Source organism: Pseudomonas sp. SDI, from assembly GCF_003105155.1.
Lineage (GTDB): Bacteria > Pseudomonadota > Gammaproteobacteria > Pseudomonadales > Pseudomonadaceae > Aquipseudomonas.
The window spans coordinates 81,384-101,662 of record NZ_QETK01000018.1; the positions used below are offsets into that span (position 1 = coordinate 81,384).

A 20,279-nucleotide genomic window follows, 5' to 3' on the forward strand; every position below is an offset into this window, starting at 1 on the left:
AGGCGCACGGCGGCCTATCGCCTTGACGTTAACGTAAACCTGGCCCCGCAAACTGTCAATCGCGTAGTGACCTTTACGTTAACGTTAATTTGCGCCAGAGTAATTGCGCTTGAATCAGCTCCCAGAACAAACACAAAAAGGGATCGCCATGAATCAACCCAGCTACACGCGGGGCCGCCAAGACAAGCCCTTGCTGGCCATGACCATCGGTCAGGCGTTCGATGACACCGTAGCGCGCTTTGCCGAGCGTGAAGCCCTGGTAGTGCGGCACCAGCAGCAGCGTTTCAGTTGGCGCGAGCTGGCCGACAGCGTCGACCTGCATGCCCGCGCCTTCATGGCCCTGGGCCTGAAAGCCGGCGATCGTCTTGGCATCTGGGCGCCCAATTGCGCGCAGTGGTGTATTGCCCAGTTCGCCAGCGCCAAGGCCGGGATCATCCTGGTCAACATCAACCCGGCGTACCGCAGCAGCGAGCTCGAATACGTGCTCAAGCAGTCCGGCTGCCACTGGTTGATCTGCGCCGGTGCGTTCAAAACCTCGAACTACCACGCCATGCTCGGCGAACTGCTGCCCGAGCTGCCGCTGCAGGTCGCCGGCCAGCTCAACTGCGAGCGCCTGCCCGAGTTGCGCGGGCTGATCAGCCTGGATGCCGAGCCGCCGCCGGGCTTCCTGCCGTGGCCAGCGCTGGCCGCGCTGGCGGCACAGATCGATCCTGCCGACTACGTGGCGCGTCAGCGCAGCCTGCAGTTCGACCAGCCGGTGAACATCCAGTACACCTCCGGCACTACCGGCTTCCCCAAGGGGGCGACCCTCAGCCACTACAACATTCTCAACAATGGCTACATGGTCGGTGAGAGCCTTGGTTTGACCGAGCAGGATCGCATGGTCATTCCGGTGCCGTTGTACCACTGCTTCGGCATGGTCATGGGCAACCTGGGTTGTATTACTCACGGCTCGACCATGATCTACCCCAGTGATGCCTTCGACCCGGCGCTGACCCTCGGCTGCGTTGCCGAGGAACGGGCCACGGTGCTCTATGGCGTGCCGACCATGTTCATCGCCATCCTCGACCAACCGCAGCGTGCCGACTACGACCTGAGTAGCCTGCGCACCGGGATCATGGCCGGTGCGACCTGCCCGATCGAGGTGATGCGCCGGGTGATCAACGAGCTGCACATGGGTGAGGTGCAGATTGCCTACGGCATGACCGAAACCAGCCCGGTGTCGTTGCAGACCGGTCCGGACGACGAGTTGGAGCTGCGCGTGACCACCGTCGGGCGGACTCAGCCGCAGTTGGAGAGCAAGATCATCGACGAGCAGGGCTGTATTGTCCCACGCGGGCAGATCGGCGAGTTGTGCACCCGCGGCTACAGTGTGATGCTCGGCTACTGGGGCAACCCGACGGCAACTGCGGAAACCATCGATCCGGCAGGCTGGATACATACCGGCGACCTGGCGACGATGGACGAGCAGGGCTATGTGTGCATCGCCGGGCGCAACAAGGACATGATCATCCGTGGCGGCGAGAACATTTACCCACGCGAGCTGGAAGAGTTCTTCTTTACCCACCCGGCGGTGGCCGACGTGCAGGTGATCGGCATTCCCGACGAGCGCTACGGCGAGGAAGTGGTGGCCTGGGTCAAGTTCCACCCGGGGCACAGCGCTACCAGCGAAGAGCTGCAGTTGTGGTGCAAGAGCCGTATCGCGCACTTCAAGACCCCGCGCTACTTCCGGTTCGTCGAGGCGTTCCCGATGACCGTGACCGGCAAGGTACAGAAGTTCCGCATGCGCGAAATCAGCATCGAGGAGCTGACTGCGCGGTGAAATCTACTGTAGGCGCCGGTGCTGGCAGGTTCGGGTCGTCGATATTCGGATCGGGCGTTTCCGCCGGGATGGGAATGTTCATGGCCTCACCTCGCGGGGGGGTGAAGTAGACGTGACTCAGCCTTGGACCAGCCCCCGCGCGCTGCGCTCATTTTTTATTGAACCCCCACGGCTGCCATTGCTCTGAACCCTTACCGTCACCTTGTAACGGAGCGATGTTCGATGACCCGTGATGAGCCTTTCGAAAGCAGCCAGCTGGCCAGCAGCGACGCCCTGTCAGCGCCAGCCCTGAGCCTGTCTGGCACCGCACGCCGACGCCCTGCAGGAACTCTCGGCCTTCGCTGCCATGCTTGGCCAGCGGCTGGGCGAGATGCACCAGCCATGACCGAGCACGGCCAAGGACAGCCAGGCCTGGGCCCATCACATCGGCGAGCAACTGAACCGCGCGCTGGGCCTGCTGGCCGAACACCGCGACGGCCTTGAGCACGGCAGCCAGGCGCTGGTCGACGAATTGCAGACGCAGCGCAAGGACTTGCTCAAGGAAGTCACGCAACGGGCCAGACAGGCCGTCGGCGGCCTGCTGATGCGGGTCCATGGTGACGTGCACCTGGGTCAGGTGCTGGTGGTGCAGGGCGATGCCTACCTGATCGACTTCGAAGGCGAACCCGCGCGGCCGCTGGACGAGCGTCGGGCCAGGCACAGCCCGTACAAGGATGTCAGCGGTGTGCTGCGATCCTTCGACTATGCTGCTGCGACGGTGCTGCGCAGTGCGTCGGGGGGCGACGTCTCGGCCGCAGCCCGTCAGGCGCGTCAGCGGGTGGCGCGGCAGTACCTGCTCAGGCCCGTCATGCCTTCGTCCAGGCCTATGGCCTGGCCACGGCCAGTGTGCCGCACGTCTGGCCACAGGCCGACGGCGAGCGCGCGGCGCTTGAGCTGTTCAGCCTGGAAAAAGCCGCTTACGAAATTCTGTATGAAGCCGAACATCGCCCGAGTTGGCTGGCCGTGCCTTTGCATGGCCTGCATGGGCTGGTCAGTACCTGGGGAGAGCAGTAGATGAGCACGCACAAGCGGGAACATGGAGGGTTGGGCCGGGCGGACATCGATGACCTGGTGAACGCGCGGCACGCCAACCCCTTCGCAGTACTGGGACCGCATCCGGATGGTGCAGGTGGGCACTATGTGCGGGCATACCTGCCCGATGCCTTGAGCGCGCGGGTGGTAGCGCGGGCGTCCGGCGAAGTGCTGGCGGAAATGGAACAGGGCAGTGTGCCGGGGCTGTTCGTCGGCCGTCTGGCCGCGCCGCAGGCGTATCTGCTGCAGATCAACTGGGCCGGCGGCGAGCAACTGAGCGAGGACCCGTACAGTTTCGGCCCGCTGCTGGGCGAGATCGACCTTTACCTGTTCGCCGAAGGCAATCACCGCGACCTGGCCAACCGCCTTGGTGCGCAAGTGGTCGAGGTGGATGGCATCGCCGGGGTACGTTTTTCCGTGTGGGCGCCGAATGCCCGGCGGGTTTCGGTGGTCGGTGATTTCAATAACTGGGACGGCCGCCGCCACCCGATGCGCCTGCGCCACCCGAGTGGGGTGTGGGAAGTGTTCGTGCCGCGCCTGCACGCGGGCGAGGCTTATAAATATGAAGTGCTCGGCCGCGACGGCGTGCTGCCGCTCAAGGCCGACCCGCTGGCGCGTGCTACCGAGCTGCCGCCGAGCACTGCCTCGCGGGTCGCCGGCGAGTTTGCTCACCCATGGCAGGACCAGGCGTGGATGGCCGTGCGTGGGCAACGCCAGGCCAGCCACGCGCCGTTGTCGATCTACGAGCTGCATGCCGGCTCCTGGCAGTGCGAGTTGGACGACAGCGGCGAGGTCACGCGCTTCTTCAACTGGCGCGAGCTGGCGCAGCGGCTGGTGCCGTACATCCAGCAACTGGGCTTCACCCATATCGAGCTGATGCCGATCATGGAACACCCGTTTGGCGGGTCCTGGGGCTACCAGCCGCTGTCGATGTTCGCGCCGACCGCGCGCTATGGCAGTGCGGAGGACTTCGCGGCGTTCATCGATGCCTGCCACCAGGCCGAGATCGGCGTGATCCTCGACTGGGTGCCGGCGCATTTTCCGACCGACAGCCATGGCCTGGCGCGCTTCGACGGCACTGCGCTGTATGAGTACGAGAACCCGCTGGAAGGCATTCACCAGGACTGGGACACGCTGATCTACAACCTTGGGCGCAACGAGGTGCACGGCTTCATGCTGGCGTCGGCGTTGTACTGGCTCAAGCAGTTCCATATCGACGGGCTGCGCGTGGATGCGGTGGCCTCGATGCTCTATCGCGACTATTCGCGCAAGGCCGGCGAGTGGGTGCCGAACCGCCACGGTGGAAGAGAGAACCTGGAAGCCATCGATTTTCTGCGTCACTTGAACGACGTGGTGGCACAAGAGGTGCCGGGGGCGCTGGTGATTGCCGAGGAGTCGACAGCCTGGCCGGGGGTCAGCCAGCCAACCCAGCAGGGCGGCCTGGGCTTTGCCTACAAGTGGAACATGGGCTGGATGCACGACACCCTGCATTACATCCAGAACGACCCGATCCACCGGAACTATCATCACAACGAGATGAGTTTCGGGCTGATCTATGCCTATTCCGAGCATTTCATTCTGCCGATTTCCCATGACGAAGTGGTGCATGGCAAGCATTCGCTGATCGACAAGATGCCCGGCGATCGCTGGCAGAAATTTGCCAACCTGCGCGCGTACCTGACGTTCATGTGGTGCCATCCGGGCAAGAAGCTGCTGTTCATGGGCTGCGAGTTTGGCCAGTGGCGCGAGTGGAACCATGACAGCGAGCTGGACTGGTACCTGCTGCAGTACAAGGAACACCTTGGTGTGCAGCGGCTGGTCGGCGACCTCAACCGTCTGTACCGCGAGGAGCGGGCGCTGCATGAGCAGGACTGCTTGCCGCAGGGCTTCCAGTGGTTGATCGGCGACGATGCGCGCAACAGCGTGTATGCCTGGCTGCGCTGGAGTGCCACGGGCGAGCCGTTGCTGGTGGTGGCGAACTTCACCCCGGTGCCGCGTGAGGGCTACCGGATTGGCGTGCCGTTCGGCGAACGCTGGGTGGAGGTGTTGAACAGCGACGCGCAAGGCTATGCCGGGTCGAACTATGGCAATGGTGGGGCGGTGGAGAGTGCCGCGCTGCCGAGCCATGGGCAGCCGTTGTCGCTGGGGTTGAAGCTGCCGCCGCTGGCGGTGTTGATCCTGCGTCCGGCCTAATTGTCCGCTGCTGGATATCCGCCTGGGCCTGCACGACCGCCTGGCGGGCATCTGGCCGCTGTACACCACGCCGTTGCTCAGCTCGGCGAAAGTGCCGGTAGCATTGCTGCACCAGTACGTTGCCGAGCGTTACAGCCTGCCGACGGTTAGCGGCTGACGGGGACGATGTCCTGGACGTTCAGCTCGCTGCTGGGCGCCCCGGGCGCCGACCTAGGCCAGGCAAGCCAGCACCTGCAGGTTGAAGTGTGCCGCGCTCAGGTCCGGCCACAGCCACCTTCAATCATTCGATTGGATGAGGGATTGTCTTCTGCTATCACTGTCGTGATAATGAGATCAATTACCATTTGTGGCGAATTCCTTCGTGTCCAGCTCTGTCGACTCCAAGGCCGTCGTGGCCGAACTCTACAGTGACAACCACCGCTGGCTGCGCGCCTGGCTGTACCGGCGCCTACAGTGCCCGCAGGATGCCGCCGACCTGGCCCAGGACACCTTCGTGCGCGCCATGAGCAGCAGTCAGTTGCCCAGCCTCGAAGCACCGCGTGCTTTCCTCGCCACGGTAGCCCGGCGTTTGCTGATCAACCTGTTTCGCCGCCGCGCGCTGGAACATGCCTACCTCGAAGAACTGGCCCATCTGCCCGACCACTGCATCCCCGGCGAAGAACAACTGGCAGTGGTCCGCGAAGCCCTGGAACAGATCGACCGCCTGCTCGACGGCCTGCCGCTGCGGGTGCGTCACGCCTTCCTGCTCAACCGCCTGGAAGGGCTGACCCAGGCGGCCATCGCCGACCAGCTCGGGGTCTCTGTGGCCACGGTCGAACGCGACCTGCGCCGGGCCTTCCTGCATTGCCTGAGTGCGCGGCCGGAATGACCTTTACCGCGCTTGATCACGCTACCCACGAAGCCGTCGACTGGCTGCTCAAACTCGAAGGCCAGGCGCCCGGCAGCCCGACCCGCCAGGCCTTCGAGCGCTGGCTGGGGAGCAACCCCGCGCACGCCAGGGCCTGGACCCAGGTCAACGGCCTGCTCGGCGCGCCGCTGGCCGACCTGCATGAGGCCGAGCAGCGCCATCCCGGCCAGCTCGCTGCCGCCAGCCGGGCCTTGCGTGGGTTGCCGTCGCCGTCGCGGCGCAAGGTCCTGGGCGGTGGCCTGGCGATGGTGCTGCTGGGGCTCGGTGGCGCTGGCATCGCCCAGCGCGTGACGCCATTGGGCGGGCTGCTGGCCGACCTGCACACCGCTACCGGCGAGCGTCGCAGCGTGATCCTGAGCGATGGCTCGCGCTTGCACCTGAACGCGCGTAGCGCCGTCGACCTCCGTTTCGACGGGCGCAGCCGGCGCATCCTGTTGCGTGATGGCGAACTGCAAGTGGATGTGGTCGCCGACCCGGCGCGGCCGTTTATCGTCGAAACCCACGACGGCCGCGTGCAGGCCCTCGGCACCCGCTTCAGCGTCAGCCAGCAGAGCGCTGCCAGTTGTGTTGCGGTGCAGCAGCACAGCGTCTTGCTGACTACCAATAGTGGCCGCAGCCAGCAGGTCGACAGTGGCCAGGCGTTCCGCTTCGACAGCCAGCACATTGCCGCGCTGGCACCGAGCATGCGCACCCGCGCGGCCTGGCGCGACGGGCGCATCGATGTACGCGACGAGCCGCTCGGCGAGCTGGTCGAGGCATTGCGCCCGTACCGCGCCGGCCTGTTGCGGATCAGCCCGCAAGCAGCGCAGGTGCGGGTCTACGGCAGCTTCCTGCTCGACGACAGCGCGCGCACTCTGCAATCGCTGGCCGAAACCCTGCCGATCCGGGTTGAGCGCTTCGGTCCCTGGCTGACCCGCATCGACCTGAAATAAATGCGAAGAATTTGCATTCGCTGTGAGGGGATCCTGTAGCTGGCGTGTCCTCGTTATGGAAAACCACTTTAATCGAGCCGACTTGCCATGCCCGACGTCATCCTTCGCCCCAGCCTGCTGGCCCTTGCCATCGCCTTGGGTAGCAGCGCCGCCTTGCCCGCCTGTGCCGCCACTGGCAGCCCAGGCACTCTCAGCCAGCAACGTTTCGATATTCCTGCGGGCAACCTGGGCGAGACCCTGAGCCGCATCGCCCGGGAATCCGGGCACCTGCTGTCGGTACCTCCGGCCTTGCTGCAAGGGCGCCGGGCACCGGCCATCACGGGGCAGATGAGCCCCGAGCAAGCGGCCATGCAAGCCCTGGCGGGCAGTGGGCTGAAGCTCAGCACCACCGCCGGCGGCACCTGGAGCCTGGCGCCGGCCGCCGACAGCGCAGCGCTGGAGCTGGGCCCGACGCAGATCGTCGAACGCGACAGCGAAAGCGCCTGGGGCCCGGTCCAGGGGTACGTGGCAACTCGCACGGCCACCGCGACCAAAACCGACACCTCGGTGCTGGAAGTGCCGCAGACCATCAACGTGGTGACCCAGGACGAAATCAAGGTGCGTGGCTCGCAAACCCTGACCCAGGCCCTGCGCTACACCCCCGGCATCACCGGTGGCGGTTTCCCGGACCGCGTCGGGATCTTCGACGAGCCGACCTCGCGCGGCTTCAGCCCGACTCCGCTGTACCTCGATGGTCTTCACCTGCCATACGGCGGTGGCAGCACCGGCGGTGCGCTGCAGATCGACCCGTACACCCTGGAACGCATCGAAGTGATGAAGGGCCCGTCGTCGGTGCTGTACGGCCAGAACCAGCCGGGTGGCCTGGTGAACATGGTGTCCAAGCGCCCGAGCAACACCCCGGTGCGCGAAATCATGCTTGGCGGTGGCAGCTTCGACCGCCGCTACGGCGCCTTCGACTACGGCGATCGCCTCAACGAGCAGGGCACGCTGCTGTACCGCGTGACCGGCCTCGCCAGCGATGAAAACGGCCAGATCGACTACGTCCAGAAGCAGCGCTTCCTGCTCGCCCCGAGCCTGGCCTGGCGCCCCAACGAGCAGACCAGGCTGACCCTCTACGCGCAGTACCAGAAGGACAACGACGTGCCCGAGGCCCAGGGCCTGCCAGCGCTCGGCACGCTGTTCAACAGCCCCAACGGCAAGATCAAGCGCAGCCGCTTCATCGGCGAACCGGGCAGCAATGCCTACGACCGCGAACAGTTCACCGCTGGCTACGAGCTGAGCCATGAGTTGGACGATGTCTGGACGCTGAAGCAGAACACCCGCTACGCCTATGTCGACGACCGCTACCGCGCGCCGCTGCACGGCTATGACTTTGTCGCCAACCCGCAGACCGGTGCCAACGACCAGCGTTACCAGGAGCGTTTCGGTGTCGACTGGGCGCAGCACAACAAGGTGTTCGGTGTCGACAACATGGCCGAGGCCAAATTCGACACCTTCGACGTGGCCCACACTGTGCTGATCGGGCTGGATTACTACCACTTCAACTCGCAGTTCCTTGGCCGTTACGACTTCACCCCGCCGGTGATCGACCTTTACAACCCGGTGTATGGCCAGGCGCTGAACTTCGTCAAGCCGTACCGCTGGGACAACACCATCAGCCAGACCGGCCTGTACGTGCAGGACCAGCTCAAGTGGAACAACTGGTTCATGACCTTGGGCGGCCGCTACGATTGGGCAGACACCACCAACAAGATCCCGCAGGCCGGCACCAAGACCGCAGCCAAGGACGAGAAATTCACCGGCCGCGCCGGCCTCGGCTACGCCTTCGACAACGGCGTGACGCCGTACCTCAGCTATGCCGAATCGTTCCTGCCACTGAGCGGTACCAGTGCCGCCGGCAGTGCCTTCAGCCCGTCCACCGGCAAGCAGTACGAAGCCGGGGTGAAGTACCAGCCGCCGGGGCAGGAGAGCTTCATTCAGGCGTCGGTGTACCAGATCGATCAGGAAAACATCCTCACCATCGACAAGCAGAACCCGCGGTTCAGTAACCAGTCCGGCGCCCTGCGTTCGCGTGGCGTCGAGCTGGAGGGCAAGGCCAGCCTCACCGACAACCTCAACCTGACGGCATCGGTATCGCGCAACGATGTGAAATACACCAGCGACAACAGTGGCCGCGAAGGTCGCCACCCGGCCGGCCAGTCGCCGCTGACCGCGTCGCTGTGGGTTGATTACACGCTGACCGGCGAGACCCTGTTTGCCGGCCTAGGTGGTGGCCTGGGCGTGCGTTATGTGCGCGGCAGCGAGGGTACCGACACCGCCCAGGACTACTTCAACATTCCCTCGTACACCGTGCTCGATGGCATGCTCTCATACGATTTCGGCCAGTCGCCGCTCAAGCTCAACGGGGTGAAACTGCAGGTCAACCTGACCAACCTCGAAGACAAGGCCTACGTCAGTAGCTGCACCGGGCCGTTCGACTGCTACTACGGCGAAGGCCGGACCATCACCTCCAACCTCACCTACAACTGGTAACGGCACTTTGGTACCGCTCAGGGGGCGGTCTGGACGTCCGGCCCCCTGTCGAGGTTTACAGGTTGTCGCCGCCGGCGTTGGGGCGAGGGCGGCGGACGCCGCTTCCGGATGAGATATTCAGACGGTTGTCTGACGCGCCAACAACCTGCTGGCTAGGGCGCTGTCGCACTTGTGCGAGCGGCGATGCGACGACCCGACGCGTCCCGCGATGAGGCCTTAGGTAGCGACACAGGCCTTACGGTATTCCCCCGGCGTTACCCCATAGGCCTGCTTGAACTGCCGGTTCAAATGGCTCTGGTCGGAAAAGCCCAGCTCGAACGCCACAGTGAACGGCGCACAATCGCGCTTGAGCAACTCGCGGGCGCGCCTCAGCCGGCGCTGTTTGAGCCAGGCATGTGGCGGCAAGCCGGTGGCCTGGCGGAACACCCGGGCAAAGTGGAATGGCGACAGGCCCACCGCGGTGGCCAGTTCCTCCAGCGACGGCGGGTAGGCCAGGCGACTGTCGAGCAGTTCCTTGGCCCGCGCCACCGCGCCGGGTTCCTGCCCGGCTGCGGCCACGCCGCGCACCCGCGCATGACGCTGTACCAGCATCAGCACCACCTCGCGCCAGGCGCTCTGCTGCTGCAAGGCACTGGCGCCTTCTTCGGCCAGGCGATGCACGGCAATGAACGCCTGTGCCAACTGCGGGTCGTGGAACACGCTGCCGTCGAACGCCGGCACGATGTCGTGCTTGAGCCCCAATTCATCGAGCACGCTAGTGATGCGCTCCGCCTGCGGGTAGTAGCCGCGGTAGCGCCAGCCCTGGGCGTGGGCCTTGGCCCCGGTGTGCAGTTCGTCCGGGTTGATCAGTACCACGCTGCCGGCCGGGGCCAGGTGCTCGGCACCGCGGTGCCAGAAGCGCTGGGCGCCGGACTCGATGATGGTGATTGCATAGCCTTCATGCACGTGCGGAGCGAAGCGCTGCTGGAAATAGCGCGCGCGCAGCATCTCGATGTCGCCGAGTGCCGACGCCTGCCAGAAGCGGGTCTGTTCCTGCGGGGAAGTTTTCATGCTGCGCCGTTGAGCCACCAGCGGTAAACGAAGAAGAACGCCATGCTCGCCAGCATGCTGAACAACACGTTACGGGTCAACAGCACCAGTGCCGTGGCCACCACCGAGCCCAGCAGGTACGGGCTGGTGGGGCTCAGGTCGAGCTGCTGGCCCGGCAGGAACACGATCGGCCCGCAGATTGCGGTGAGCATCCCCGGCACCGCAAAGCCGAGGAACTGCCGCGCGTTCGAGCTCAGGCGCAGCGGCAGGCGCGGTTCAAGGAAGGCATAACGGTTGAGGAACACCACCAGGCCCATACCGAAGATCGCCAGGAAAATCATGCCCGTGCTCCCGTGAATTTCTGACAGATAAAGCCGGCACTCATGCCCAACAGGCCGGCGGCCACCAGCGCGGTTTCCCAGTGCCAGTAACTGAACAGCACCGAGCAGAACAGCGATACCGCCACGCACACCACGGTTGGCAGGTTACGCACCACCGGGGCAATCAGCGCGACGAAGGTCGCGACGATGGAGAAGTCCAGGCCCACCTGGTCCAGGTGCGGGATGTTGCGTCCCAGGACGATGCCGGCGAAGGTGAACAGGTTCCACGCCACATAGAAGGTCAGGCCGATGCCCAGGGCATACCAGCGGTTGAACTGGGCCTTGTCATACTGGCTGGTGAGGGCGAAGAACTCGTCGGTGAGCAGAAAGCCCAGCCCCATGCGCCAGCGTAGCGGCAGATCGGCGATCAGCGGGCGCATCGACAGGCCGTAGAGCAGGTGTTGCGAGGTCAGCAGCAGGGTAGTCAGCAGGATCGAGAAGAGGTTGGCGCCGCCCTTGATCATGCCGATCGCCACCAGTTGCGCAGCGCCGGCGAAGACGATGGCCGACAGGCCCTGGCCTTCGAGTGGGGTAAGGTTGGCCTCGATGGCCATGGAGCCGGCCAGCAGGCCCCATGGCGCGACGGCCAGGGACAGCGGCAGGATGGCGATGGTGCCGCGCAGGAAGGCGGCGCGGGCAAGCTGGGCAGTGGGCATGAACGAGGGCACGCTGGAAAACGGTTGACCAGCATGCCAGAGGCGTCGGCATCAGGGCTTGAACGATCTTGCTGTGCCCGGTTTTTTTTCTACCCAACACCGCCGCCAGGCTGGTGACGAGCCGCTCAGTGCAGGCTGGTCAGGCGCCGCTGAGCGCCGACGCAGCCGTTGATATCGACGGCCTTCTGGAAATACAGGGTGCGCTGGGCGTGGTCGACACTGGCCAGCAGACGGTAGATCTCGGCCTGGAAGTCGCGCTGCCGGCCCCACTGCATGGCCAGTCCTTGTGGCTGGCCCCGTTGGCACTGCAGGCGCACGGCCGGTTGCGGGAAGTACGCGGCAAAGCGCGTGTCCAGGCTTGCCGCGCGCTCCAGCGCGTGGCGATAACCAGGCGCGTTGCGCAGGCTTGGGCACCAGCTGTCGATGGCCAGCGCGGCCGGGGCGAAGCCCTGCGCCAGGCTGGCGTCGAGCAACGGGCAGGCCGCCGTGGAGATTTTTGCCGTGGGCAGGTAGGCGATATAGTGCAAGGCCAGCCGGTACTGCGCGACCGGGTGGTGCAATTCGGCGGCCTTGTCGAGCAGGTCGACGGCCGGCTCCAGCGTGCGGCCCAGGGCTTCTACCTGGGTGACCAGCTCGCGGTCGCTGGGACCGTTGCCGCTGGCCAGAGCGCTGCTTTGCGCGTCGGCCTGTTCCAGAAACGGCAGGGCCTGGCGGTACAGCAGGTCGGCGTGGGGGTCGATTGCTGGTGGATCGGCCACGACCAGGAGCGGGTACAGGCACAACAGTGAAAGAAGAGGGCGGTCACGACGCACGTTTGCGATCCTTGTGCCCGAGGCTTGGCGGGCGGAAAAAAGCTGTTGCGGTGTTCATGGTTTCAACGCTCCTTCGATGACAGATCCTGCGCAACGCTGGCCATTCTAGCCGTTGCCGGGGGGGCGCTGAAAGCTGTTGGCCGGATGGCCACAGCAGATGCGTGTTTCCAGGTCGTTGCAGGCCATCGCCACGTACGGTTTCATGCCGAACGGCGGATCTGCTGGGTTGCTGACGGTTTGATACGACGGGGGCGTATTGAACGTTGCCCTTGTACAGCGCTACCTGACCGATTCTTGTGAACGCCTTGATGTCGTTGGTCCGGAGGCGTTCTTCCTGGGTTGTGCGGGCCTCTGCCTGGTACGTGCGGAGTGTAAGGCGGAATAAAAACAATTGAACCTGATAAAAGTATCAGTTGCCTGCTACCCCGAACGCAGTGCTCAAGACGGGGGCAATCCGGGTTAAGCCGGTGCCGCTCAGGTAGAATCCCGCCACACACAGCGTTTCGAGGTTACTGCGGTGGAGGTTCAACAGGGCTTTGTCCTGACCCGGCACTGGCGAGATACGCCGGGCGGTACGCACGTGGAGTTCTGGTTGGCCACCGACCAGGGCCCGCGGCAGGTGCGCTTGCCATTGCAAACGTCGGTCGCGTTCATTCCCGCCGAACAACGCGAGCGCGCCGAAGCGCTGTTGCGCAACGAGCGCGAGGTCGAGCTGCGGCCGCTGGCCCTGCGCGATTTCGCGCAGCGCCCGGTGCTCGGCCTGTATTGCCGCCAGCACCGTCAACTGATCCAGCTCGACAAGCGCCTGCGCGGCGGCGGCATCGATGTCCTGGAAGCCGACATCCGCCCGCCAGAGCGCTTCCTGATGGAGCGCTTCATCACCGCGCCGGTGAGTTTCAGTGGTACGCCCGATGCCAATGGCCTGCTGCTGGACGCCCAGCTCAAGCCAGCGGCAGATTACCGGCCGACGCTCAGGCTGGTGTCGCTGGACATCGAGACCACCGAGCGCGGCGAACTTTATTCGATTGCCCTTGAGGGCTGTGGCCAGCGCCAGGTGTACATGCTCGGCCCGGCCAATGGCGACGCCAGCGGCGTCGATTTCGACCTGACCTACTGCGCCAGCCGCGCCGAGCTGCTCGAATGCCTGAATGCCTGGCTGGCGCGCCACGACCCGGATGCGATCATCGGCTGGAACCTGGTGCAGTTCGACCTGCGCGTGCTGCAAAAGCATGCCGAGCAGTTGCAGGTGCCGCTGCGCCTGGGACGCGGTGGTGCGCCGATGGAGTGGCGCGAGCACGCTAGCCGTGCGCACTTTTTTGCCGGCGCTGCCGGGCGGTTGATCATCGATGGTATCGAAGCGCTGCGCTCGGCGACCTGGAGCTTTTCCTCGTTCAGCCTGGAGAATGTCGCGCAAACCCTGCTCGGCGAGGGCAAGGCCATCGACACGCCGTACCAGCGCATGGACGAAATCAACCGCATGTTCGCCGAGGACAAGCCGGCACTGGCCCGTTACAACCTCAAGGACTGCGAGCTGGTGACGCGGATCTTCGCCAAGACCGAGCTGCTGACCTTCCTGCTCGAGCGGGCCACGGTCACCGGCTTGCCGGCGGACCGCAGCGGCGGTTCGGTGGCGGCCTTCTGTCACTTGTATATCCCGCTGATGCACCGCCAGGGCTTCGTTGCGCCGAACCTCGGCGGGCGGCCGGACGAAGCCAGCCCGGGCGGCTTCGTCATGGACTCGCGACCAGGCCTGTACGAGTCGGTGCTGGTACTCGATTACAAGAGCCTGTACCCGTCGATCATCCGCAGCTTTCTCATCGACCCCATCGGCCTGGTCGAAGGGTTGCGCGAACCAGACGATGTGCATTCGGTGCCGGGCTTTCGCGGGGCGCGTTTTTCGCGCCGCAGCCATTGCCTGCCGGCGATTGTCGAACGGGTCTGGCAGGGGCGCGAGGCGGCCAAACGCGAGCACAATGCGCCGCTGTCACAGGCCCTGAAGATCATCATGAATGCCTTCTACGGCGTGCTCGGCTCCAGCGGTTGTCGGTTCTTCGACCCGCGTCTGGCGTCGTCGATCACGATGCGTGGCCATGAAATCATGCGCCGCACCCGCGAACTGATCGAGGCCCAGGGGTATGCGGTGATTTACGGCGACACCGACTCCACCTTCGTCTGGCTCAAGCGCGAGCATGACGAGGACGCCGCAGCCCGCATTGGCCGCCGCCTGGTGCAGCAGGTCAACCAGTGGTGGCGCGAGCACCTGCGTGACAGCTATGGCCTGGAAAGTGCGCTGGAGCTGCAATTCGAAACCCATTACCGACGCTTCCTGATGCCGACCATCCGTGGCGCCGAGGAGGGCAGCAAAAAGCGCTACGCCGGCCTGGTGCAGAGGGCCGACGGGCAGCAGGAGATGGTCTACAAGGGCCTGGAAACCGTGCGTACCGACTGGTCGCCGCTGGCCCAGCAGTTCCAGCAGGCGCTGTACCAGCGGATTTTCCTGCGCCAGCCCTACAGGGAGTATGTGCGCGAATATGTGCGGCGCACCCTGGCCGGCGAACTGGACGAGTTGCTGATCTATCGCAAGCGCCTGCGCCGGCCGCTGGGCGATTACCAGCGCAATGTCCCGCCGCATGTGCGCGCCGCGCGCCTGGCCGATGCTTTCAACGACAGCCAGGGCCGCCCGCGGCAGTACCAGAATGGCGGCTGGATCAGCTACGTGATCACCCTCGCCGGGCCCGAACCGCTGGAAAACCGCCGCAACGGTATCGACTACGAGCATTACCTGAGCCGGCAGTTGCAACCGGTAGCCGATGCGATCCTGCCGTTCGTCGGCGATGATTTCTGTGCCTTGATCGATCGCCAGTTGGGCCTGTTCTAACCGTGTAAGGCGAGCCGACTCTCCGGCTGGCGCAGCAGGCGAATGATTCTTCGCGCTTCGTAAAACGGCGGATAGAACATCTCGGAGCGGTAGGAGCCCTCGATCTTGTCGACCGTGAAACGCCCAGGCCCTCCATACGCGAGCGCTTCAGTGTCCAAGGACGTAACCACGCCATGTTGGCCCTTGACCGGGAGTTTCACGGCTTTCGCCAACTGGGCCGCAAAGGATTCGCTCCCGCCTAGCGCAGATTTGCACATGTACATTTGAATCGAGTTGAACCTCGACGCGTCGAAATCAGGGCTTTCTTTTAGCCGCTTGCCGAATTGCGTGCCGGTGAGGAACTCGCTTTTATCGCCGTTCAGCGAAATCCGTGCCGATTTCATCTTCTGCTGGTAACCATGGCCGACAATGTTCAGGCGACGCCCTCCTTTGAAGTTGTCTTCGAAGGTGGAGATACCTTTACTGAAACGTTTGATGTTGTAAACGTCGCGTGTTTGGCTGCTGAAGTGAAACGCGTCCGCGGCTTTGACCCGCCGCGGCAGAATGCCTGCCGCCAGGCGCAGCGACGCGAGGACGTTGTGCCCGCTGGGGTCGCTGCGGTTCACCGGGTCGCCAGCGCAATAGGCATAGGCGTTCAAGCCGCCCTCGCCAAACGGGCTGGCGTTGTCCGGGCTGTTGAAACGCAGCCGCACGGTGCTGTACAGGCGGTAGCTGCCGAGCACGTAGTGCCCGCTGGCAAGGTCCGGCAGTTCGCCATTGAAACCCGGCAGGTCAGTGGCCGTCCGGGCATAGCCATAGGCCGTGCAAACGAGTTCCAGGCGCGTGCGCTGGGCGTCGGCAGCCAGCAGCGTGACTGTCGGCGCTTCGGCCTGGCGTTGGCAATGCGCCAACAGGTGCGCTTCGTGCTGGAACAGGGTGAAATTGCGTTTGGCGTCGATCCCACTGACCACCTGATCGCCACGATAGAACCGCGTGCCACCGGACGAACAATCCTGCAAGCGGTCTAGCGCATCGTAATGGTAGTGGGATCCGGCCATTTTCTGTTGGGTGGGCATGGCGCCAAACCTGAAAATCGACGATAGAACCGCAGGATGGTGCAATTGCCGAGCATCCGCTACTGACAGAAATGTCAGGTGCCCGGTGCGCCAATGCCGACAAGCCAGGCAAGTGTAGCGGCACAATTTCCTGCAGCTGTATGGCTGGGGCGGGGCCAAACCTGGGTAGTGTCAATCACCCACTTGCCCCGGATGCCCGTCATGATGAGCTCGCTCGACCTGCTGACAGCCTTCGTTCTGTTTGCCTTCGTCTCGTCGATTACGCCGGGGCCGAACAACACCATGCTGCTGGCGTCCGGGGTGAACTTCGGGGTGCGCCGGACCATTCCCCACGCCATGGGCGTGACCCTTGGCTTCATGGTCATGGTGCTGGCCGTCGGCCTGGGCCTGGGCGAGGTGTTCAAGGCCTATCCACTGGCCTATACCGTGCTGCGTTACATCGGCGCGCTGTACCTGTTGTACCTGGCGTACAGGATCGCCAGCTCCGGGCCGCTGTCGGCGACCGACCCGCAGCGCCGCACGCCGCTGGGCTTCTGGGGGGCGGCGGCGTTCCAGTGGGTGAACCCCAAGGCCTGGGTGATGGCCATTGGCGCAATCACCACCTACACCCCGGCGCAAGGGTACCTGTTCAACGTGGGGGTGATTTCCATCGTCTTCGCCGTCGTCAACCTGCCCAGCGTGTGTGTCTGGGTGATGTTCGGCAGTGCCCTGCGCAACGTGTTGCAGAACCCGCGCTGGCTGATGCTGTTCAATTTGCTGATGGCGGCGCTGTTGGTGCTATCGCTGTATCCGCTGCTGTTTGTAGAATCCGGCTTTTCCTGAGCCTTGCAGCGAGTCCCGATGGAACTGATCCCCTGGTCGCATGAGTGCGCCGAACACTTCACCTTGCGCGGCTGGCGTTCGCCTGCCAGCGGCAAGCCGCTGCTGCATTTCCTGCATGGCAATGGTTTCTGCGCGCTGGCCTATCAGCCGATGCTGGAGATTCTTGCCGAGCGCTTCGACCTGTGGCTGTGCGATGTGCAGGGCCATGGCGACAGTGATCATGGCGGCGCCTTCGTTGGTTGGAACCGCACTGCGGAGTTGGCCCTGGAGGCGTTCCAGGCGGGCCGCGGCGAGTATGGCGCGGTGCCGTGTTTTGCCCTGGGGCATAGTTTCGGCGGGGTCTTGACCGGGTTGATGCTGGCACGTGCGCCGGGCTTGTTCCAGCGCGCGGTGCTGCTCGATCCGGTGGTGTTCAGCCGCACGATGATCGGCGTGATGGGCGTGGCGGCGCTGTTCGGCCTGCACCGCCGGCACGCCCTGGCGCGCAAGGCGGCAACCCGCCGCAGTTACTGGCCGGACCGCCAGGCGGCGTACGACTCGCTACAGGGCCGAGGGATTTTCAAGGGCTGGAGCGAGGCGGCACTGCAGGCGTATGTCGAACACGCGATTGGCGACTGTGGCGAGGGCGTGGTACTCAAGTGCCGGCCGAGTCGGGAAGTGGAGATCTTCAGCTCGTTCCCGCAGCGCATGTGGGCGTCGCTGGCCAAGGTGCAGACGCCGTGCCTGGTGCTGTATGGCGAGAAAACCTACCCGTTTGTACCGCTGTCGCTGCACAGCTGGGCAAGGTTGACGCCGCGGGTGGAGCCGCGTCAGGTGGCGGGCGGGCACTGCTTCATGCAGGAAGACCCACATGCGGCGGCGCATGAAGTCGAAGGCTTCTTGCTGGCAGAGTGATGAGTTGCCGGCCACGCACATACGCTGTGGGAGCGGTGCCTGCAGGGGGGCTCAACCCCGCGCAAAATTCCTCAGCGTTTCACCTTCCAGGCGATAGCGCACCCACTCGTCCTGCGGTTCGGCGCCCAGGGATGTGTAGAACTGGATCGCCGGTTCGTTCCAGTCCAGCACGCTCCACTCCAGGCGCCCGCAACCCTGCTCGAACGCCTCGCGAGCGATGTGTCGCAGCAGTTGCTTGCCCGACCCGGAGCCACGCTGCTCCGGGGTGATGTACAGGTCCTCCAGGTACACCCCATTGCGTCCCAGCCAGGTCGAATAACTGTAGAAATACACCGCGTAGCCAATCGCCTGGCCATCCCGCTCGCAGATCAGCCCCTTGGCCGCTGCGCCCTCGCCAAACAGGCTATGGCGGATATCCTCGACACTGGCGACAACTGCCTGACGAGCACGCTCGTACTCGGCCAGTTCGATGATGAAGGCCAGAATCTGTTCGGCGTCTTCGACGCGGGCAGGGCGGATATTCAGGGGCATGGCAGGCTCGATGGGCAACGAAAAAGTTGCCTATCCTAAGCCGATCCACGGGGCAGCGTCACCCTTGCAGTGCGCTGCCCCGCAGTGCGTATCAGGCCTTCAGCGCGGCATCTGGGGCGGTGGCCGGCACCGCCTTGCCAATCGCCCGCTCGACCCGCCGCGCTACCTGCGGGTCGTCGGCGAAGGGGATCAGGCTGGCTTCGTCGTCGATCCGCGTGTCGTGCCGTTTCAGGCAGGCGCTGGTGATCAGGTAGAAGAACAGCACCCCGCTGAAGCAATACAGGCCATATAGCCAATCGTTCATCGCGCGACTCCTCAGGCGGTGCGCGCGTTCGCCAGCGCCACGGCCGAGTCGGCCACGCGCACGGTGCGCCACATGTTATAGGCCATCAGCAGCATGCCGCCGAGGAAGCACACGCCACCGGCAAAGCGCACCACAAAACCCGGATGGCTGGCCACCAGGGCCTCGACGAACGAGTAGGTGAGGGTGCCGTCGTCGTTGGTCGCCCGCCACATCAGGCCCTGGGTAATGCCGTTGACCCACATCGAGGCGATGTACAGCACGGTGCCGATGGTCGCGAGCCAGAAATGCGCGTTGATCAGGCCGATACTGTGCATCTGCGCGCGACCGAAGATTTTCGGGATCATGTGGTACACCGCGCCAAAGGTGATCATCGCCACCCAGCCGAGCGCACCGGCATGCACGTGGCCGATGGTCCAGTCGGTGTAGTGCGAGAGGGCGTTGACGGTCTTGATCGCCATCATCGGCCCCTCGAAGGTCGACATGCCGTAGAACGCCAGCGACAGTACCAGGAAGCGCAGGATCGGGTCGGTGCGCAGCTTATGCCAGGCGCCCGAGAGGGTCATCATGCCGTTGATCATGCCGCCCCAGCTCGGTGCCAGCAGAATCAGCGACATCGCCATGCCCAGCGATTGCGCCCAATCGGGCAGGGCGGTGTAGTGCAGGTGGTGCGGGCCGGCCCAGATGTACAGGGTGATCAGCGCCCAGAAGTGCACGATCGACAGCCGATACGAATACACCGGCCGCCCAACCTGCTTGGGCACGAAGTAATACATCATGCCGAGGAACCCGGTGGTCAGGAAGAAGCCTACCGCGTTGTGCCCGTACCACCATTGCACCATCGCATCGGTGGCGCCGGCATACACCGGGTAGGACTTGAACCAGCTCACCGGGATCGACAGGTGGTTGACCACATGCAGCATGGCGATCACCACGATGAAGGCGCCAAAGAACCAGTTGCCGACGTAGATGTGCTTGCCCTTGCGCCGCAGCAGCGTGCCGAAGAACACCACGCCATAGGCCACCCAGACAATGGCCATCCAGACCGCGCCGGTAAACTCGATTTCGGCGTATTCCTTGGTGGTGGTCAGCCCCAGCGGCAGGCTCACCAGCATGATGACGATGGTTGCTTGCCAGCCCCAGAAGGTGAAACTGGCCAGCCAGTCGCTGTACAGCCGCACCTGGCAGGTGCGTTGCACGGCGTAGTAGCTGGCGGCGAATTGCGCGCTGCCGGCGAAGCCGAAGATCACCAGGCTGGTGTGCAGCGGGCGCAAGCGGCCGAAGGTGGTCCACGGCAGGTCGAGGTTGAGGTCTGGCCAGACCAGTTGCGAGGCAATCCAAACGCCCATGGCCATGCCGATAACGCCCCAGACCACCGTCATGACGACGAATTGTCGGACCACTCTGTAGTTGTAGGCCTGCACATGTTGATGTGTGTTCATGGCTGTTTATCCACGGTTCCTT

16 protein-coding genes and 1 pseudogene are annotated in these 20,279 nt (G+C 64.4%); 9 read left to right on the forward strand and 8 right to left on the reverse strand.

The features are described 5' to 3' along the window. Nucleotides 1-148 precede the first annotated feature (148 nt). The 6 genes and pseudogenes from DCO48_RS13845 (at nt 149) to DCO48_RS13870 (ending at nt 9,457) form a co-directional block, all read left to right on the forward strand. Complete coding sequence (locus tag DCO48_RS13845) at nt 149-1,822, forward strand: AMP-binding protein (RefSeq protein ID WP_116551173.1); 1,674 nt, start codon at nt 149-151, stop codon at nt 1,820-1,822. A gap of 307 nt (nt 1,823-2,129) precedes the next feature. After that, nucleotides 2,130-2,875 (forward strand): annotated as a pseudogene (locus DCO48_RS13850) (alpha-amylase); the annotation flags it as partial. Further along, on the forward strand, nt 2,876-5,086 hold the full coding sequence (gene glgB, locus DCO48_RS13855; RefSeq protein ID WP_116551174.1) for a 1,4-alpha-glucan branching protein GlgB: 2,211 nt from the start codon (nt 2,876-2,878) through the stop codon (nt 5,084-5,086). 361 nt (nt 5,087-5,447) lie between these two features. Further along, entirely contained in the window at nt 5,448-5,954 is a 507-nt protein-coding gene (locus DCO48_RS13860) for a sigma-70 family RNA polymerase sigma factor (protein ID WP_116551198.1), read from the forward strand. Beyond that, entirely contained in the window at nt 5,951-6,925 is a 975-nt protein-coding gene (locus DCO48_RS13865) for a FecR family protein (RefSeq protein WP_116551175.1), read from the forward strand. Before DCO48_RS13860 ends, DCO48_RS13865 begins: the two co-directional genes overlap by 4 nt. 87 nt (nt 6,926-7,012) lie before the next feature. Then, the gene (locus DCO48_RS13870) at nt 7,013-9,457 is read left to right on the forward strand and encodes a TonB-dependent siderophore receptor (RefSeq protein ID WP_116551176.1); all 2,445 of its coding nucleotides are present in this window, start codon (nt 7,013-7,015) and stop codon (nt 9,455-9,457) included. A 216-nt stretch (nt 9,458-9,673) separates the two neighbouring features. Here DCO48_RS13870 and DCO48_RS13875 read toward each other — a convergent pair whose 3' ends face one another. From DCO48_RS13875 to DCO48_RS13890, 4 genes are all read right to left on the reverse strand, one after another. Next, nucleotides 9,674-10,507, reverse strand: coding sequence for an AraC family transcriptional regulator (locus tag DCO48_RS13875; protein WP_116551177.1), 834 nt, complete (start codon nt 10,505-10,507; stop codon nt 9,674-9,676). Then, nucleotides 10,504-10,827, reverse strand: coding sequence for an AzlD domain-containing protein (locus DCO48_RS13880; RefSeq protein ID WP_116551178.1), 324 nt, complete (start codon nt 10,825-10,827; stop codon nt 10,504-10,506). The genes DCO48_RS13875 and DCO48_RS13880 overlap by 4 nt, the downstream gene beginning before the upstream one ends. Then, nucleotides 10,824-11,522 (reverse strand): AzlC family ABC transporter permease, encoded by a 699-nt coding sequence (locus DCO48_RS13885; protein ID WP_116551179.1) that lies wholly within the window; start codon nt 11,520-11,522, stop codon nt 10,824-10,826. Before DCO48_RS13885 ends, DCO48_RS13880 begins: the two co-directional genes overlap by 4 nt. Nucleotides 11,523-11,647: 125 nt before the next feature. Beyond that, nucleotides 11,648-12,334, reverse strand: coding sequence for a sel1 repeat family protein (locus DCO48_RS13890; RefSeq protein ID WP_371919509.1), 687 nt, complete (start codon nt 12,332-12,334; stop codon nt 11,648-11,650). A 517-nt stretch (nt 12,335-12,851) separates the two neighbouring features. Between DCO48_RS13890 and DCO48_RS13895 the strand changes: the two genes are divergently transcribed. After that, nucleotides 12,852-15,212, forward strand: a complete 2,361-nt coding sequence (locus DCO48_RS13895; RefSeq protein ID WP_116551181.1) for a DNA polymerase II — start codon at nt 12,852-12,854, stop codon at nt 15,210-15,212. Here the strand turns inward: DCO48_RS13895 and DCO48_RS13900 are convergent. Next, a complete protein-coding gene (locus tag DCO48_RS13900; RefSeq protein WP_116551182.1) occupies nt 15,209-16,267 on the reverse strand; it encodes an RHS repeat-associated core domain-containing protein in 1,059 nt (352 codons plus the stop codon). The genes DCO48_RS13895 and DCO48_RS13900 overlap by 4 nt on opposite strands. Before the next feature lie 192 nt (nt 16,268-16,459). Between DCO48_RS13900 and DCO48_RS13905 the strand changes: the two genes are divergently transcribed. Together DCO48_RS13905 and DCO48_RS13910 are read left to right on the forward strand one after the other, a co-directional pair. Beyond that, nucleotides 16,460-17,089 carry a LysE family translocator gene (locus DCO48_RS13905; protein WP_177410614.1) on the forward strand — a complete coding sequence of 210 codons (630 nt, stop codon included), beginning with the start codon at nt 16,460-16,462 and terminating at the stop codon, nt 17,087-17,089. Nucleotides 17,090-17,107: 18 nt separating this feature from the next. Continuing rightward, complete coding sequence (locus tag DCO48_RS13910) at nt 17,108-17,983, forward strand: alpha/beta fold hydrolase (RefSeq protein WP_116551184.1); 876 nt, start codon at nt 17,108-17,110, stop codon at nt 17,981-17,983. Nucleotides 17,984-18,034: 51 nt separating this feature from the next. On the opposite strand, the gene DCO48_RS13915 is transcribed toward DCO48_RS13910, so the two are convergent. From DCO48_RS13915 to ccoN, 3 genes are all read right to left on the reverse strand, one after another. Continuing rightward, nucleotides 18,035-18,514, reverse strand: a complete 480-nt coding sequence (locus DCO48_RS13915) for a GNAT family N-acetyltransferase (protein WP_116551185.1) — start codon at nt 18,512-18,514, stop codon at nt 18,035-18,037. A gap of 91 nt (nt 18,515-18,605) precedes the next feature. After that, nucleotides 18,606-18,818, reverse strand: a complete 213-nt coding sequence (locus tag DCO48_RS13920; protein ID WP_116551186.1) for a cbb3-type cytochrome c oxidase subunit 3 — start codon at nt 18,816-18,818, stop codon at nt 18,606-18,608. An 11-nt stretch (nt 18,819-18,829) separates the two neighbouring features. Next, nucleotides 18,830-20,257 (reverse strand): cytochrome-c oxidase, cbb3-type subunit I, encoded by a 1,428-nt coding sequence (ccoN, locus tag DCO48_RS13925; protein ID WP_116551187.1) that lies wholly within the window; start codon nt 20,255-20,257, stop codon nt 18,830-18,832. Nucleotides 20,258-20,279: the final 22 nt, after the last annotated feature.

Excerpts from the sequence above, each read along its gene's own strand:
- DCO48_RS13845 (WP_116551173.1), top strand. The coding sequence starts at position 149 with ATGAATCAACCCAGCTACACGCGGGGCCGCCAAGACAAGCCCTTGCTG.
- glgB (WP_116551174.1), top strand. The coding sequence starts at position 2,876 with ATGAGCACGCACAAGCGGGAACATGGAGGGTTGGGCCGGGCGGACATC.
- DCO48_RS13865 (WP_116551175.1), top strand. The coding sequence starts at position 5,951 with ATGACCTTTACCGCGCTTGATCACGCTACCCACGAAGCCGTCGACTGG.
- DCO48_RS13870 (WP_116551176.1), top strand. The coding sequence starts at position 7,013 with ATGCCCGACGTCATCCTTCGCCCCAGCCTGCTGGCCCTTGCCATCGCC.
- DCO48_RS13875 (WP_116551177.1), bottom strand. The coding sequence starts at position 10,507 with ATGAAAACTTCCCCGCAGGAACAGACCCGCTTCTGGCAGGCGTCGGCA.
- DCO48_RS13880 (WP_116551178.1), bottom strand. The coding sequence starts at position 10,827 with ATGATTTTCCTGGCGATCTTCGGTATGGGCCTGGTGGTGTTCCTCAAC.
- DCO48_RS13885 (WP_116551179.1), bottom strand. The coding sequence starts at position 11,522 with ATGCCCACTGCCCAGCTTGCCCGCGCCGCCTTCCTGCGCGGCACCATC.
- DCO48_RS13900 (WP_116551182.1), bottom strand. The coding sequence starts at position 16,267 with ATGCCCACCCAACAGAAAATGGCCGGATCCCACTACCATTACGATGCG.
- DCO48_RS13905 (WP_177410614.1), top strand. The coding sequence starts at position 16,460 with ATGCCCGTCATGATGAGCTCGCTCGACCTGCTGACAGCCTTCGTTCTG.
- DCO48_RS13910 (WP_116551184.1), top strand. The coding sequence starts at position 17,108 with ATGGAACTGATCCCCTGGTCGCATGAGTGCGCCGAACACTTCACCTTG.
- DCO48_RS13915 (WP_116551185.1), bottom strand. The coding sequence starts at position 18,514 with ATGCCCCTGAATATCCGCCCTGCCCGCGTCGAAGACGCCGAACAGATT.
- DCO48_RS13920 (WP_116551186.1), bottom strand. The coding sequence starts at position 18,818 with ATGAACGATTGGCTATATGGCCTGTATTGCTTCAGCGGGGTGCTGTTC.
- ccoN (WP_116551187.1), bottom strand. The coding sequence starts at position 20,257 with ATGAACACACATCAACATGTGCAGGCCTACAACTACAGAGTGGTCCGA.